Origin of the sequence: Pseudomonas bubulae (assembly GCF_900618535.1) — a bacterium.
GTDB lineage: Bacteria > Pseudomonadota > Gammaproteobacteria > Pseudomonadales > Pseudomonadaceae > Aquipseudomonas > Aquipseudomonas bubulae.
Genome location: NZ_UYJA01000009.1, coordinates 1 through 15606 on the forward strand (window position 1 = coordinate 1; position 15606 = coordinate 15606).

18 protein-coding genes are annotated in these 15606 nt (G+C 58.2%); 2 read left to right on the top strand and 16 right to left on the bottom strand.

All coding sequences use genetic code 11. The features are described 5' to 3' along the window. Positions 1 to 160 precede the first annotated feature (160 nt). The 12 genes from PPTH39_RS23060 to PPTH39_RS23120 all read right to left on the bottom strand — a co-directional run bounded on the left by PPTH39_RS23060 (position 161) and on the right by PPTH39_RS23120 (position 10119). Complete coding sequence (locus PPTH39_RS23060) at positions 161 to 1099, bottom strand: aspartyl/asparaginyl beta-hydroxylase domain-containing protein (protein ID WP_088377780.1); 939 nt, start codon at positions 1097 to 1099, stop codon at positions 161 to 163. Positions 1100 to 1320: 221 nt separating this feature from the next. After that, positions 1321 to 2295, bottom strand: a complete 975-nt coding sequence (cysK, locus tag PPTH39_RS23065) for a cysteine synthase A (RefSeq protein WP_095002681.1) — start codon at positions 2293 to 2295, stop codon at positions 1321 to 1323. Between the two features lie 381 nt (positions 2296 to 2676). Then, positions 2677 to 3249: a recombinase family protein gene (locus PPTH39_RS23070; protein ID WP_048377265.1), complete on the bottom strand. Its 573-nt coding sequence runs from the start codon at positions 3247 to 3249 to the stop codon at positions 2677 to 2679. 537 nt (positions 3250 to 3786) lie between these two features. Beyond that, complete coding sequence (locus PPTH39_RS23075) at positions 3787 to 4011, bottom strand: hypothetical protein (protein WP_048377296.1); 225 nt, start codon at positions 4009 to 4011, stop codon at positions 3787 to 3789. Positions 4012 to 4184: 173 nt separating this feature from the next. Beyond that, positions 4185 to 4451: a hypothetical protein gene (locus PPTH39_RS23080; RefSeq protein ID WP_130872526.1), complete on the bottom strand. Its 267-nt coding sequence runs from the start codon at positions 4449 to 4451 to the stop codon at positions 4185 to 4187. A 40-nt stretch (positions 4452 to 4491) separates the two neighbouring features. Next, positions 4492 to 4851 (bottom strand): hypothetical protein, encoded by a 360-nt coding sequence (locus PPTH39_RS23775; protein WP_232527687.1) that lies wholly within the window; start codon positions 4849 to 4851, stop codon positions 4492 to 4494. Between the two features lie 254 nt (positions 4852 to 5105). After that, positions 5106 to 6050, bottom strand: a complete 945-nt coding sequence (locus tag PPTH39_RS23780; RefSeq protein WP_232527688.1) for a hypothetical protein — start codon at positions 6048 to 6050, stop codon at positions 5106 to 5108. 26 nt (positions 6051 to 6076) lie between these two features. Then, a complete protein-coding gene (locus PPTH39_RS23100) occupies positions 6077 to 6337 on the bottom strand; it encodes a hypothetical protein (RefSeq protein WP_130872527.1) in 261 nt (86 codons plus the stop codon). 102 nt (positions 6338 to 6439) lie between these two features. Next, a complete protein-coding gene (locus PPTH39_RS23105; RefSeq protein ID WP_130872528.1) occupies positions 6440 to 6778 on the bottom strand; it encodes a hypothetical protein in 339 nt (112 codons plus the stop codon). A gap of 466 nt (positions 6779 to 7244) precedes the next feature. Next, positions 7245 to 7487 carry a hypothetical protein gene (locus PPTH39_RS23110; RefSeq protein ID WP_130872529.1) on the bottom strand — a complete coding sequence of 81 codons (243 nt, stop codon included), beginning with the start codon at positions 7485 to 7487 and terminating at the stop codon, positions 7245 to 7247. 66 nt (positions 7488 to 7553) lie between these two features. Next, entirely contained in the window at positions 7554 to 8387 is an 834-nt protein-coding gene (locus PPTH39_RS23115) for a helix-turn-helix domain-containing protein (RefSeq protein ID WP_130872530.1), read from the bottom strand. A 286-nt stretch (positions 8388 to 8673) separates the two neighbouring features. Next, the gene (locus tag PPTH39_RS23120; protein ID WP_130872531.1) at positions 8674 to 10119 is read right to left on the bottom strand and encodes a DUF6538 domain-containing protein; all 1446 of its coding nucleotides are present in this window, start codon (positions 10117 to 10119) and stop codon (positions 8674 to 8676) included. Between the two features lie 276 nt (positions 10120 to 10395). Here PPTH39_RS23120 and PPTH39_RS23125 point away from each other — a divergent pair, with 276 nt between their 5' ends. Further along, entirely contained in the window at positions 10396 to 11241 is an 846-nt protein-coding gene (locus PPTH39_RS23125) for an AAA family ATPase (RefSeq protein WP_095002682.1), read from the top strand. A gap of 20 nt (positions 11242 to 11261) precedes the next feature. Continuing rightward, on the top strand, positions 11262 to 12440 hold the full coding sequence (locus PPTH39_RS23130) for a vWA domain-containing protein (protein ID WP_130872532.1): 1179 nt from the start codon (positions 11262 to 11264) through the stop codon (positions 12438 to 12440). Positions 12441 to 12549: 109 nt separating this feature from the next. On the opposite strand, the gene PPTH39_RS23135 is transcribed toward PPTH39_RS23130, so the two are convergent. From PPTH39_RS23135 to PPTH39_RS23150, 4 genes are all read right to left on the bottom strand, one after another. Then, complete coding sequence (locus tag PPTH39_RS23135) at positions 12550 to 13470, bottom strand: 5-oxoprolinase subunit C family protein (RefSeq protein ID WP_095021286.1); 921 nt, start codon at positions 13468 to 13470, stop codon at positions 12550 to 12552. Beyond that, positions 13467 to 14171 carry a 5-oxoprolinase subunit B family protein gene (locus PPTH39_RS23140; RefSeq protein WP_095002685.1) on the bottom strand — a complete coding sequence of 235 codons (705 nt, stop codon included), beginning with the start codon at positions 14169 to 14171 and terminating at the stop codon, positions 13467 to 13469. Before PPTH39_RS23140 ends, PPTH39_RS23135 begins: the two co-directional genes overlap by 4 nt. Then, positions 14168 to 14920 (bottom strand): 5-oxoprolinase subunit PxpA, encoded by a 753-nt coding sequence (locus tag PPTH39_RS23145; RefSeq protein WP_095002686.1) that lies wholly within the window; start codon positions 14918 to 14920, stop codon positions 14168 to 14170. The genes PPTH39_RS23140 and PPTH39_RS23145 overlap by 4 nt, the downstream gene beginning before the upstream one ends. 148 nt (positions 14921 to 15068) lie before the next feature. Continuing rightward, positions 15069 to 15602, bottom strand: a complete 534-nt coding sequence (locus PPTH39_RS23150) for a DUF2937 family protein (protein ID WP_095002687.1) — start codon at positions 15600 to 15602, stop codon at positions 15069 to 15071. Between the last annotated feature and the right edge of the window lie 4 nt (positions 15603 to 15606).

Genomic DNA, 15606 nt, shown 5'->3' on the forward strand with positions numbered 1-15606 from the left:
GAACGTATGTTTGCCGAGGTCGATACCGACCAGTGCTAAATCGCTCATGGTGATGGTCTCCGAAAATAAAACACCCTGCGAAAGCGTAGCCCTCGCAGGGTGTGGGGGTGACCATCTCATTAACCGCTCTCGAGAGAGCGGTTTTTTGTGTCTGATGCAATCAGCCAAACAACCAGCGCCACAGCAGTATCAGTACCAGCACCGCCAATATCGGCCGGGCGATACGATAAAGCTTGGGATTGCGGCGCTTCCACTGTTTGACCACGCCACTGAAACGGTCACTGAAGGTTTTGCTCCAGGCATAGGCCTTGTTGATCCCGCCAACGCGTTCGTCGTCCAGGTTCTGCGGCGCAGTCGCCTTACCCAGTTGCGCGCTGACCCAACGGTTGATACGGGTCATCAGCGGGCTGGTCAATGGCCGCTCGATATCGCAAAACAGAATGACGCGGGTGATATCGGTTTCGTTCTTGACCCAGTGCACGTAAGTCTCGTCGAACATCACGTCTTCACCATCACGCCAGGCGTATTCCTCGCCATCGACAAAGATGCGGCAAGCGTCGGAGTTGGGGGTCGACAGGCCCAGGTGGTAACGCAGCGATCCGGCAAACGGGTCGCGGTGCGGGTTGAGGTGGCTACCGCCCGGCAACAGGGCAAACATCGCGCCTTTGACGTTGGGGATGCTGTTGACCAATTCAACGGTTTTGGGGCACAGCAATTCAGCCGATGGCAGCGCCTTGTCGTACCACTTGAGGTAAAAGCGCTTCCAGCCCTTTTTGAAGAACGAACCGAAGCCTGCGTCGTTGTTCTTCTCGGCGGCGCGTATATAGCCCTCATCGAACAAGTGCATGGCTTCTTCGCGGATCGCTTGCCAGTTGTCCTTGAGCACATCCAGCTCGGGGAACTTGCTGCGGTCCAGGTACGGCTTGGACGGCACCCCGGAGAACAGGTACATCAGGGCGTTGTAGGGCGCAAAGAACGCGGAGTGGTTGACGAATTGGCGCAACACCGGCAACCGTGCCTTGCCGCGCAGGTGCACGTAAAGAATGCTGCCGACAAATAACAGTATGAGCCCTGCCTTGATGGCGAAGGATAAGGTCATGCAACAACTCCTCAAAAATACCGTGCAGCATCAATAGCCCGATGTAGCAGCAGGCCATGATAAACACTACAGGCGTAGGACAAAACCCACGAATCCAAATAATCAGTATTAAGTCTTACGCAACAGCAGGCTGATTATTCAGAAACTTGGGCATTAGCCACTTGATTTGAGTCAGTTGCACAAACTCTGCGGGGAACGGGCGCGCCACCCCCCGCACAATGTTACGGGTGCAATTCCTGCTCGCTGAACAGGTCGCTGAACAGGAAGCTCGACAGATAACGCTCGCCCGAATCGGGGAGGATCACGACGATGGTCTTGCCTTGCATTTCCGGGGTTTCCGCCAGTCGCACCGCCACGGCCATCGCTGCACCGCAGGATATACCGCACAGGATGCCCTCTTCCTGCATCAGGCGCAGGGCCATGGCCTTGGATTCGTCATCGCTGACCAGTTCGACCTTGTCGACGATCGACAGATCAAGGTTTTTGGGGACGAAACCGGCACCGATGCCCTGGATCTTGTGCGGTGAAGGCTTGATTTCTTCCCCGGCCAACGCCTGGGTGATCACCGGCGAGGTGATGGGCTCGACGGCCACCGACAGAATCGGCTTGCCCTGGGTGTGCTTGATGTAGCGCGAAACCCCGGTGATCGTGCCGCCGGTGCCGACGCCAGACACCAGTACATCAACGCCGCCATCGGTGTCGTTCCAGATTTCCGGGCCGGTGGTTTTTTCGTGGATCGCGGGGTTGGCCGGGTTCTCAAACTGCTGCGGCATAAAATACCTGGCCGGGTCGCTGGCCTGAATTTCTGCGGCTTTGTCGATCGCGCCCTTCATGCCCTTGGCCGGCTCGGTCAAGACCAGCTCGGCACCCAGCGCCTTGAGTACCTTGCGCCGCTCGATGCTCATCGATGACGGCATGGTCAGCATCAATTTGTAACCACGCGCCGCTGCGACAAACGCCAGGCCGATCCCCGTGTTCCCCGACGTAGGCTCGATGATGGTCATGCCCGGCTTGAGTACGCCACGGCTTTCGGCATCCCAGATCATGTTGGCGCCAATCCGGCATTTAACTGAATAACCGGGGTTGCGGCCTTCGATCTTGGCCAGGATGGTCACGCCGCGCGGCGCAATGCTGTTGATCTGGACTAAAGGCGTGTTGCCGATGGATTGGGCGTTGTCTGCATAAATGCGGCTCATGGCGGGGTCCTTGTGCACCTTTTGGGAAGATCCCAAGGGTAGGCCTCACGCTGACATGCGTCCAGTCATGGCGTGACGCCTCATTCAGGGACTTAACAAGAGGAAAGATGTTCGCCCCAATAAACACGGGCTTTCAGCGGCATTTGGTGCATCTGCCCGCACTGTGCGCACCGGTCGCGTGTCGCACCAGAACCGCTCCCGGTGCGTGCACACAAGATTGCTTGCTGGGGGTGCACAGTGGTCTGACCGAGAGCCCGCACTCAAAGGGAATGCTCTCGCACCGTCCGGCTCTCTCGTTGGTTCAGCCGGTGCACAGTAGTGCCTTAATCGGGTGTGCTCACTCCTTGAAGTGAACACGTCAAAGTTCGGCTCTTGGCTCCATCAGGCTGCGACATTCCAATGCCGCTTCACAGTGGCAAGGCTGATGCCAAGCGCGGTAGCCGTCCGCGATTGACTCACGCCAGCGGCCTTCTGAGCCTGCACAGCCGACGTGGTGCCAGTAGCCGCAGGTCGACCTAGAGTCTTGCCCTCTGCCTTTGCACGCTCAAGCCCAGCCTGAGTACGCTCAATCAGCAGGTCACGCTCGAACTCAGCGACAGCAGCGAGCACCTGCATCGTCATTTTGCCCGCTGCACTTGTCAGGTCTACACCGCCCAAGGCGAGGCAATGCACACGAACACCCATCGCATCCAGTCGCTCTACTGTGCTGCGCACGTCCATTGCGTTACGACCCAGACGGTCGAGCTTGGTCACAATAAGCACATCTGTACTCTCCATGCGCTCTAGCAGCTTCATGAACCCCGGACGCTCAGCAGCAGAAGTGCTGCCTGAGATCGTCTCTTGTACGACGCGCTGGGGTTGCACGTCAAAGCCAGCATTGTGTACCTCCAAGACTTGGTTAGCAGTGGTCTGGTCAGTGGTCGATACTCGGGCATACAGGAAGGTACGGCTCATGCTGTGTCTCCAGCGCTAGTGTCATCTAATGTGGTGTCAAGATACGCTAGTGTCACTTAATCGTAAAGCACGTTTTATGACACCAGCTTTAAACACTGACAGACGGTAGCACCTAACGGACGTTTAATGACACCTAACAGCTACCAGCCATTCAGGCCACCATGCAGCAGCACGTCCCACAGAGACCTAGGGTGATACTGTGATGACGCAAAGGAGGGTCAGCACAGCAGGCTGATGGCAGCATCGCACGGTGTTGTACGTGGCAGCACCGCATCCTCTCGACGCGCTGCGCAGTGCGTGAGGCTTCCAGAAACGCGAGCACGATGCTTCAAGGCGCGATGCGCAGGCGCAGGATGTGCGCGACCAACACCGCAGGCCCGCGCAGGATCAGTACGCCCGCTCGCGCCTGAGCCCGCGCGTTAAGGAGCCACCGGCAGGACCGGCATGGGGGCGAGGCTGTGCTTTCAGTGGAGGGACCCTCTCGCGTGAATATAATAATTTTAGGTTTCAGCCAGAGGCCAAAAAGGGAAGCAGCCTTTAGGCCACTTCCAGATGTTGCTGTGAATGCCGGTGTAAATGCTGCTCTAGCAGTTCGATCTGTTCAGCACGCTCGGCGTGTTCCATAAGGATTTCACGGACAACCCAAGCGGGGACAGTCAGAAGCTGCATGTCCCAGTGCATGAACCCACCGAGGTCGGTGCCTTCCCAGTCAACGATTACCGGCAGGTGATAATTCCTAGGCCAGATGCAATGCTGAGCCATGCTCTTATCATGCGGCCACGTAATCTCAATCGGGCAGCCAGCCACCACGCTTGGAAGACAATTCACCACGTACCGCAAGCCGCTGGGTGAAGTGTCAGACAGGACGTACTCGTCTTGCCAAGGTTTGATCACAGGGGCCTTGCTTCGGGCCTCGACCTTTGTCCGGGCGCGGCTCATGCCACCTCCACACTGGCCTCGGTTCTAACCCGCTCGCGATGCAAGGCAACCAGCACATCCATGGCGAGGTACTTCTCCCCGTTCAAGGTGACGACGTATGTTCCGGTGTTTGTTGGGCCACCGGCAACATCTCCAGCTTCACGGCTACGAGTGCCGGTGCAGCCGTTCCAGCGATTCCAGCGCAGCCCACTTGGGCTAGATAGGTCAGGGCTGAATGCTTCGGTGAAGGTGCTCAGGATCTTACGAGTGATTTTAGCTTTCATTTGACTCTCCAATACAGGCAGCCCACCGTATTGGCGGGCTTTAAGTTTGTTTGGGTTTAGGTGCTGCAAGGGCTTGGGCGATGCTTCGAACTAACAGCACCAGCTCGCGGTCGATCTCCAACAACGGAGCAAGGGCGGCACGGGACAGTTCAGGATCGCCGGACAGCAGCGCATCCACAGCAAGCATCAGTGTCTCGGTGTCGAGCTGAACGCTCCCAGCGCGCAGCACACAACCATCAGAGAGGTGGTGCCGCCCGACGACTACTGGCCCCAAGCGGTTCAGAATGGCTTTCTGATCCAGCAGGCGCTGGGTCCGCAGGTGGCGCTGCTGCCAGTTGTCGGAGGCTGCATCGTCCTTCGGCACGTACACCACCTGCCCGTCGGGCAAGGTCTTGAACACACTTGGTACGCGGGCACCATTGCAGGCCCGGCAAGTCAGGTTCCGGGTGTGTCGCTCGCTCCCACCGCAATCAGTGCAGCACCAGCCAGGGTCGATGAAAGTCCTAGCGCCCGACATAACAGCGGTGTACCGGGCTGGCTTCATGCTCCGCATGCTTTGCAATCTCGACTCATATCCCGGATACCCGAGGCGCATCTTTATCAAGTCGTCAGCAGAGGGATGTTGCCCACGCCGAAGCGCAGGCTGTTCAATGATCACAACAGGGCCTGCAACTTGTCAGCGAAACCACCACCAGTAACTGCGGGGGCTAGTCGCGCTGCTTGCGAACACTCACGGGCGATACGTCGGCGGTCTTCAATCGCACGATCTTGACCAGCAGTGCAGGCCTCGACAGGCATCCAAATCTGGCCCACGTATTTGCTCAGTACCCAGCCACGGCCCGGTTGAACTTCCACGTTGTAGCTGGCGCCGGTAGTCGCGGTGCCGTGCCCTTCAAAGGTCACAGTTCCACGAGACTTGCAGGCCCCGGCCCATGCATCAGCAATTGCACGCCAGTCTTTGCCACGCCCAGCCACCAGTGCAGGGACGTTCACACCGGGGCCAGCAAGGTTCTGAGCCATACCGGCGCGATCAGTGTCCACCAGCTCAAGTAGGAACTTGAACTCAGCCGCGCTCAGGGACTTCGATGCGTCGATAGCGGCCAACTCACCGACAGCGGCAACCTGCAAACGGCTCTGCCAATCCTTGTGCACCTCAGCGGCAGCAGTGCGCTCACGCATGGACAACTCAACGTATCGGTTTAGTTGCAACTTGTGTAATGCATGCGCAGCGAACACCCGCACCGCGTACTCAATATCTTGAACAGTCTTGATGTCGTCACCCGCAGCCTTGCGCAAGTCTTCACTCATCTGCCCACCTTTGGTGCGGAAGTGGTACGACACTGGCTCACCAGCACTAATACCGGCTGCGTACAGCACACGAGATGGAAGCGCAGAGCTTACGGTGCAATCCAGAACGGCTTGCGCTTGAGCCAGCAGATCAGCCAGCGCAGGGACAGGTGGGGCAACTGGCGAGGCGCTTGGGACGATGGTTAGTGCCACAGCCTCCACAGCGGCATCTCCCGCTGTGATCGGGGCCATTAGATCGGCATCGGATAAGCGAGCGAATTGTTCAGCGGTCGGGGTTTTAGAAGCGGTCATAGTGGGTCTCCTTAATTAATGGCGTGTTATTCGGTTGGTGCGTCGCGGTATGCCTGAGCGAATGACTGGGCCGTTTCGCTTGAGTCGGCATCGATGCCGCTGTTCTGGAAGTAATAAGCAGCCAGAGCCAAGTCGCCTCGGGTCAGGTCTTTGCCGTCGAGGATTTGAGCGATCTCGGTCTCATATTTCGCCTTCAAGGCAAGGCGCGACGAACTGCGTAAATGGCTGGTAAGGAACTCCAAACGGGTCCTCTCGTGGTACGACAAGCTGGAGTTTTTGGTAGCCATGGGTCGGCCTCCTTGTTCAGGTGATTAGATTCGATTGGTTTATGCAGCAGAGGTCGGCAGATCGGCGTAAGGACAGCCGGAGCCAGGATGAAACTGTGACGGTTACTTCTTGAGTTCTTCAGCCATCTCCAGCAACAACCCGACCACAGCCCAGAGCGGCCAAGTGGGATTCATATCGGCAAAGGTGCGGAATGACTTGCAGCCCGTGACTTCGGTGATCTGTTCAAGTGTGATGCCGAGGCCCAAGGCGTACCGGCGTACGCCACCAGCAGTGGCTGGCAAATACCACAATGGAAGACGGAACCCAGCAGCAGCGGCCAGCTCACGCCAGCGAGGGGCATCTGAGAAGTCGAGTTTAAGGTTCTTGCGTGCGTGATCCTGAGCGGCAAGTCGGGTAGCTGCTGCTTTCTCAGGATTGGATTGAACTGATTGAACTTGCATTGTGTAGCCTCCATAACGTTGGGGACGGACACACACTGGGACGGATCTACGGACGCAAGGAATCGCGCCAGTGCTGAACTAACCCAGTCGGGTTGCTCAATCGATAGCGTTGATTCTGCGTCTGGATTAGCCGTACGAAGGCGGGTATCGATCGAAGTGCACGGGTGCGGGTGCAGCGGGTTTGAATCAGGAATACGTCAGTTGGTGAGGCTGGCGGTTGGAACGGTTGAAACAACATCCAGAAGATGCAGTTAAGCCGACCCGGTAGGGTAGCCAGGGTTACAGGGCTATCGTGGTTTTAAGGCGTGAAATCACCGTACGAACACGGGTTTCATTCGATAAGCCGCGTGGGGTTGAGGTGCAGCGGAATAGGTTGCCAGCGTCCACGAAGGAGAGCGCGTCACTGGCGGCTGTACTCGATGACCAATCGAACACAGCGGGGAAACAGGCCGACTAATCGGGGGGGTTATTCGTCTTCTTCATCATCGTCTAGGTTGCCTTCGTGGTACCGGCGCAGCCAGTACGCCTCAGGCGTCTCGTATGGCGCCTCTTGAATCCACCGCTGTACATCGGCGAGGGGCTCGCCTAGATCGGAGGCGATAGCAGCAGGCTGCATACCTTCGTGCGCCATGCGGCGAGCTTGGTGCTGGGGCATCAGCTCGGAGTCGTCACATATCACAGACCCATCAGGCAAGGTGATTATGCTCATTGTCTATCCTATGCTTTTATCTTAGGGATTTGGTCGGATTCAGGCGTGACAAGCGTGACAGATGAGTCACGCTTTCGAGTGGCGATGCAGGTGCTGCCGCACGGTTGCGTACTTCTGCCCAAGGCGACGTGCAATCTCACCGGCATTCAATCCGTCCGCTTTCAGACATACCGCCTCTGCCTTCCAGTCTAGTCCGGCTTCTGCGACATCCATACGAACTTCGTGCTGCGCCAACTGCGCTTTCAGAGCCGCAATCTCAGACTCCATACGAGCCTGCGCCTGCTCGACTGCGCTGAGTCGCTGCCGGTCTTTCGTATGCTCCGCCAAGCTGTACAACGCGGCTACGGTTCCGGCCAGACTTCCGCTCACAGCGCCGCGTTCCTTTCTACGCGACAACACACCCTGTTCCCGCATGGCAACGCGAGCCGGGTGTTGCTCTTGCTGGTCCCATGCTTTCGTGGTGTGCAGGCTACGCTTGCTCGCGAGTTTGTTCGCGGTCTTTGCTGGGACGCCAGCATCTCGAAGCATTGCGCTTGCGCTGGGCTTGTTCCCATCGGCCATGCACGCATCGTGGGCGGTCTTCATAACGTGGTGAACCTCAGCCATCGTGGCATATCGTGGTGTGAAGCCAGCAGCCTTGAGCACGGCTGAGCGTCTCGCGGCAGCCTCCCGGTCAATCTGGGCGAACTCTGCGCCGACTGATCGGCCCTTGAGGTTCCACCCGTCGAGATTACCGTGCTTATTGAAGTACGCAATCCCGGTCTGGAGGTACGGCCCAATTGCGTTCCCGGTGACGTGAGGTAGTTCAGCCTTAATACGGCGATTGATCCTGATTTGTGCTTCGGTTTGTGTCATTAGCGGGAACATCGGCTCCAAGTCTCTTACATCTAAATCTGTCAATTCGTCGCCTCCTATGTTGTCGTTTTCCTCACGTGGTATTCGGGGAGAGCCGCATCATCGTGCTGTCACCCTTGCTCTGTACTAGAAGAGTTAGCTATTGCTAGGTAGCTCAGAGAGGTAGTTATGCTTCCTTCCTCCTCGGAGTGTCCCGCTATTGCTAACTTCCCCTTCCCATAGAGGTACTAGGCAAACGACAACTCCCCTACAAGCCACGTCCTATAAGGCTCTAAGCGATTCGACACATAGTGGGGATTCCGACGGCTTCGCAGTGCGTTTCTTAGCTGATTTAGATCCGCTCTGGCTTTGGATCTGGGATCAATTCCCGAACCTTTGCCAGCAGCTCACGCGGCCTATCCAACGGCTGGCTACCACCATAAATACTTGTGGCTTTCGATCCGGCTGGGGTGTGCCCGAGGATGCCGCCAACCTCGTCTGTAGTCGCGCCCACGGCACGCAGCAGGTCGGCCAGTGTGTGGCGTTGACTGTACAACGACAGGCCTTCTTCACCGCCAAGCAAGCGGCGGAACACACCTGAGGCGTTCTGCACCCGACGCCGAACCCGTCTGTCACGCTCTACCGGGGTAGCGTCAGCAGCGAGGCCCAAACCTTTCAGGACTTCTCGAAACAAGGGTGCATCATCGGCGTGCACAGGTAGATCACGACGACTCGCCGCGTTCTTCCCGCCATTCAGAGCAGCTTTAAACACCAGCTCACGGTTGCCCAGAATATCCACCCGGTAACCTAGTGCCTCTGGCCCCTCTTGAAGCAGCTCACCGGGGCGTAAACCATATCGAGCCAGCAGGACCACCGTCGCGTGGTGCACCGGGACCTGCCGTTTCACCTCAGCGTGGATACTGAGCATTCGCTCTAAAGAAATACTGGACCGCTGATTTACATTCATCCCGCCACCTGATCGGACAGCCCTTGCAACGGCACCGGTCCGGGGCAAAGAAATACCCTCCCAGCCCGGAACTCTGCGCAGCACAGTAATCAACCCCGCAGCGTCACCGTGCACAGACGTAGCTTTACCGCCCGCCTCCAGCCGCTCAGCGCAGTACTTCATCACTCGCTCAAGTTGATCCGCTTGAGTGCTAGGCCACGCCAAGACACGGCGTGTGAGGCTTTTCAACTTGGCCACCCGGCTAGGCCCTACGCCTTCGTAATAATCATCGAGCACCGCTTGGAACACCACCTCGGTGACGGTGCCCGCAGCACCAGAAGTAGCGGTTGGAACGGCCCTTTCAGCAGGTTCTAGCGGTGTTGAATCAAACCGAGGGGGATTGCCAGCTAAGGTGTCATCGAGCGCTTTACGCATCGCCAGAGCCGTTACAGGGTGAATATCTAGACCCGGCAGTACCGTGCCATTGGCGAGCGCTTCAAGGTTTGCCCTACGCCATTTAAGTTCTGACTGCCAACCGGACGACTGCATACGCTCGGTGATGTTTACCGTAAAGGCACGAACCACGGCGTTCAGGTTATTCAGCACCTCAGCGGCGGTTTCTGCTTGAGTTGTTTCGGTAATCGGCAGTGCTGGATCAGTTGGTGCCGCCAATGCTTCAGCACAGATTCGGTCAAACTCAACGGATACAAAGTGCGACAGCCTCAGAGCTTCGCCCCGGTCGGCAGTCCCCAGAGCTTTCCGGTACTCGACGCGCCCAATTATCTGGGCAACTTCTGCGGGGAATCGGCGGCGGTAGCTGTAACGACCGTCGCGACGGGTGAGATAAGACATGATTTCTCCGTGGCACGTGTCGCAAGCGCAGGCCGGTGACTTGTGGCGCATCCAAGCGCTGAATTCTGGGGTATGTGGCACAGTCCCGAATCGCTGGAGTCTTTATAGTACAAGGGTCTCAGGCGACTCGACAGTTCGGCAGTGTACCAACCGGTCAGGGACTGAATGGCGCGTCTGCGTTCACGTCAGGCGGGCAGCGCGTTATAGTCGGACATACTTTTCAGTTCTCCCGCCCTGCCCCTTGCAGGACCCGGGTCATGGTTTGAGGAATTGCAGATGAAGTTTGAAGGCACACACGCCTATGTGGCCACCGACGACCTGAAACTGGCGGTCAACGCGGCCATTACCCTGGAGCGGCCGCTGCTGGTCAAGGGCGAGCCCGGCACCGGTAAAACCATGCTTGCCGAGCAACTGGCTGAATCCTTTGGCTGCAAGCTGATCACCTGGCATATCAAGTCAACCACCAAGGCCCACCAGGGCCTCTATGAGTACGACGCAGTCAGTCGCCTGCGTGACTCGCAACTGGGTGTCGACAAGGTTCACGATGTGCGCAACTACCTTAAAAAGGGCAAGTTGTGGGAAGCCTTCGAGGCCGAAGAACGCGTCATCCTGCTGATCGACGAGATCGACAAGGCAGACATCGAGTTCCCCAATGACCTGCTGCAAGAACTCGACAAGATGGAGTTCTACGTTTACGAGACGGACGAGACGATCAAGGCCAAGGTGCGCCCGATCATCATCATTACCTCCAATAACGAAAAAGAACTGCCGGACGCCTTCCTGCGCCGCTGCTTCTTCCACTACATCAGTTTCCCGGACCGCACCACGCTGCAGAAAATCGTCGACGTGCACTTCCCCAACATCAAGAAAGAGCTGGTCAGCGAAGCGCTTGATGTGTTTTTCGATGTGCGCAAGGTCCCGGGCTTAAAGAAAAAACCTTCAACCTCCGAGCTGGTCGACTGGCTCAAGCTGCTGATGGCCGACAATATCGGCGAGGCGGTGTTGCGCGAACGTGATCCGACCAAAGCCATTCCGCCACTGGCCGGTGCCCTGGTGAAAAACGAGCAGGATGTGCAATTGCTTGAGCGCCTGGCGTTTATGAGCCGCCGCCCCAATCGCTGATTTCCGAGAAGGCGAAAAGCATGCTGCTTAATCTGTTCAATGAAATGCGTGCGGCCAAGGTGCCGGTTTCAGTGCGTGAGCTGCTGGACCTGATCAACGCCCTGAAAAACCGGGTGACCTTCGCCGATATGGACGAGTTCTATTATCTGGCCCGTACGATCCTGGTGAAGGACGAGCGCCATTTCGACAAGTTCGACCGCGCATTTGGCGCCTATTTCAATGGTCTGCAAAACCTCAATGAACACCTGGAGGCACTGATCCCCGAAGACTGGCTGCGCAAGGAGTTCGAACGCTCGCTGAGCGACGAAGATCGCGCCCAGCTGCAGTCACTGGGCGGGCTGGACAAGCTGATCGAGGCGTTCAAGCAGCGTCTGGAAGAGCAAAAGGAACGCCATGCCGGCGGCAACAAATGGATCGGCACCGGTGGCACCAGTCCGTTCGGCTGGGGCGGTTATCACCCCGAAGGCATCCGCGTGGGCGATGCTGGCGCACGTCAGGGCAAGGCGGCCAAGGTCTGGGAACAGCGCGAGTACAAGAACCTGGATGATCAGGTCGAGCTGGGCACGCGCAATATCAAGGTCGCGCTGCGTCGGCTACGTAAATTCGCCCGCCAGGGCGCAGCGGATGAGCTGGATATCGATGGCACCATCGACCACACCGCTCGCGATGCCGGGTTGCTGAATATTCAGATGCGCCCGGAGCGGCGCAACAATATCAAACTGCTGTTGCTGTTCGATATCGGCGGTTCGATGGACGCCCATATCAAAATTTGTGAAGAGCTGTTTTCCGCGTGCAGAACCGAGTTCAAACATCTGGAGTACTACTACTTTCACAACTTTATCTATGAATCGGTGTGGAAGAACAACCAGCGTCGTCAGGTTGAGCGCATCTCGACCCAGGACCTGCTGAACAAATATGGCGCAGATTACAAAGTGATCTTTATCGGTGACGCGACGATGGGGCCCTATGAGATCACCCATGCCGGAGGCAGTGTCGAGCACTGGAATGAAGAGCCGGGCTACAAGTGGATGCAGCGTTTTATGGAGAAATACAAAAAGCTGGTGTGGATTAACCCGTATCCCAAGGACACATGGCATTACACGGCTTCGATCGGGATCGTACGTGATCTGATCGAAGACCGCATGTATCCGCTCACCCTTGAAGGGCTGGAAGAAGGGATGCGGTTTTTGGCCAAATAATTCAGCGCGGTGAGTGTGGCAGCGGGCTTGCTCGCGATTGTTCGACGCGGTGTTCCTGCTTTACCGCGCCGCCTGAATCGCGAGCAAGCCCGCTCCCACATAAATGGCGCTAAGCCACAAACCGCCGCATAAACACCACATGATGGCGTTGCGCCGCCTCCTGCGTTGTTGGACGCATATGCACGCCCTCCCCCGGCAAGCACTGGGCCAGTCGCGCCAGCGCCAAAGGCGTCAAGGCGCCAAGTCGCGGGTAACCGCCAATGGTCTGGCGGTCATTGAGCAGCACGATCGGCTGGCCGTCCGGCGGCACTTGAATGGCACCCAGCGGTATCCCTTCCGAGATCATCGGTGCGCCCTGATACACCAACGCAGGCCCCAGCAAACGGATGCCCATGCGATCGGCGCGAGTGTCCAGCGTCCAGGCGCTGTTGAAAGCATCGAAGGTACTTTGCCCGCTGAAAGCACCCATTTGCGCGCCCATTACCACGTCCAGCGCCGGATTGGCGCTGAATACCGGTTGCAGTTCGCATGGCAACTCTCGCAATTGCCCGGCATGCCCGGCGTACGTCAATTCATCACCTGCCACCAGCCCGCGACCAAAACCATCCGGCCCGCCGAGCTGCTCACGGGCGACAGTCGCGCAACTGCCCAGCACTTGCGGCGCAACAAAGCCCGCGGGCGCTGCCAGATAAGCCCGAGCACCGCTCAGCGGCCGGGTAAATACAAGGGTCTGGCCTTGCTTCAGGACAAAACTGCGCCAGGGCTTGAGCGGCTGCCCGTCAATGGTGGCCGCCAGGTCCGCGCCCGCCAATGCCAGAGTGCAATCGGCCTTGGCAACAAGGGTCAGGCCGCCCAGGGTGATTTCAATCACCGCTGCATCCGGCGAATTGCCCAGCAGCCAGTTGGCCCAGGCCATCGACAGCCAGTCTGCGCCGCCGCCCTGGGTTACGCCCAAATGCCGCACGCCAAAACGCCCCGCGTCTTGCAGCAGGCACAATGGAGTGCTGGCCTGAATCAATAAGTGGCTCATGCCAAGGCCTCCTGAGGCGTGTCGTCACCGCCCAGGCGGATAAATTCAGCATGGGACACGGGTGCAAACTGCACCCTGTCACCGGGTTGCATCAGGCTGTAGCCATCACGTTCACGATCAAACAGTGCGCTCGGCGTACGCCCGACCAGGTTCCAGCCCCCCGGGGATTGCGCCGGGTAGGCTGCCGTCTGTCGCTCGGCAATGCCCACGCTGCCACTGGCCACACGCTTGCGCGGGGTGTTCAGGCGTGGCGCGGCCAGAGCCTCTTCAACCAGCCCCATAAAGGCAAAACCTGGAGCAAAACCCAGGGCAAACACCTGGTATTCGTGTTCACTGTGCCGGCGAATCACTTCGCTTACCGAGCAGCCGGCGCGCTGGGCCAGCAACGTCAGTTCCGGGCCCACGCTCACGTCGTACCACACGGGCAGCACATGACACTGGCCAAGGTTGCGGGTTTCCGGGCGCAGGTCGGTCAAGGCCTGGGCGATCAATTCACGGGCCTGGGCCGGGGTCAGCGCCAGCCCGTCGTAATGCACCATCATTGTGGTGTAGGACGGCACCAGATCGATCAGATGCACCGCAAAGCAGGTGCGGATCCGCTCGCTGGCAGCCAGTATCCAGGGCATGTTGCTTTCGGCAATTTCATCAAACAGGCGCAGCATCAGGCAATCGATGGCGACCACTTCGATACGCGGCTTCATGCCCGCGCCTGCTGCTCAAGGGCTTCGCGAATACGCTGCACAGCAGCAATCGAGCTAATGTTGTCGCCATGCACACACAGGGTATCAGCGTGCAAATGCAGGGCACTGCCGTCACTGGCAACCAGGGCCTTGCCCGCTGCAATGGTCAGGGCCTGCTGCACGATGACATCCGCATCGTGGTGGACTGCCCCCGGTAGTTGTCGCGAGACCAGCCGCCCGGCATTGTCGTAGGCGCGGTCGGCAAACGCTTCAAACCACAGTGTTACCCCAAACTCGTCGCCGATTGCCTGGGCGGCGCTGTTGTCGCGCGTGGCCATCAGCATGAGCGGCAAGCTGGAATCGTAAGCGGCCACAGCCTGAACCACTGCCCGCAGCTGTACCGGGTTGGCCATCATGTCGTTGTACATCGCGCCGTGGGGTTTGACATAGCTGACCTGCACACCCTGTGCGCGGCAAATACCGTCCAGTGCACCGATCTGATAATGCAGCAGATCCTGCACTTCCTGCGCCGAATAGCTCATGGATCGGCGCCCAAAGCCCGCCAGATCCTGATACGCCGGATGAGCACCGATCTTCACATTATGCGCCACAGCCAGGGCCACGGTTTTGCGCATGATGCCCGGGTCGCCGGCATGAAAGCCGCAGGCAATGTTGGCGCAATCGATAAACGGCATGACTTCGGCATCCAGGCCCATGGTCCAGCTGCCAAAACTCTCACCAATGTCACAATTCAATAACAGGCGGCTCACGATGATGCTCCTGTGGTCTTTTTATAGATTAGGTAGGAGCATTTTTCGACAGGCGCGGGCCATTCGTCCAACTAATAAAAGCCGGGCTCGGGCATAAGAAAAATTTGATTGCTTAACATTTCTTGTGAAAGGGGATATTCCCCCGGGGTCAGTAGCTGCGCTCGCGGCGGGCAATGCGCTCACGCTGGCGTTTGCCGCCGAGCACGACCCAGTCCACCAGCCGCAGGAAACCTTCGATAATGAAGGAGAACAGCAAGGCACCCGCCATCGCCCAACCAATGGCGCTCGGCGACAACAACACCTGGTAGGTGTAGGCGTTCAGGGTTTCTTCGCGAATGGCCGGATCAGCCGCATAGGCCACTTGCAGGGCGCGCATGTACCACGGGCCCTGCATGGCCTGGAACTGCTCATCAAGCAGGCGTTGACGGTTGAGCAAGGTGCCGAGGCTGCCGGCATCACTGCGAAAAACCGGGTCATCGCTGGCCTGGTAATGGGCCACCAGCGCTTGCAGGTCACCCTTGAAAAACTGGTTGGCGGTGTTCTGGAACCCCGCCAACCCGGTCTGGGCCTCGATCAGATGAGCTTCAACACGGTTGGCGTAATCATTGATAAACCCCGGCACTTGCACACCGATCAGCAGGCCAAGGGTAAACAATACCAACCGCAGGTAGCTCAGGAACATACAC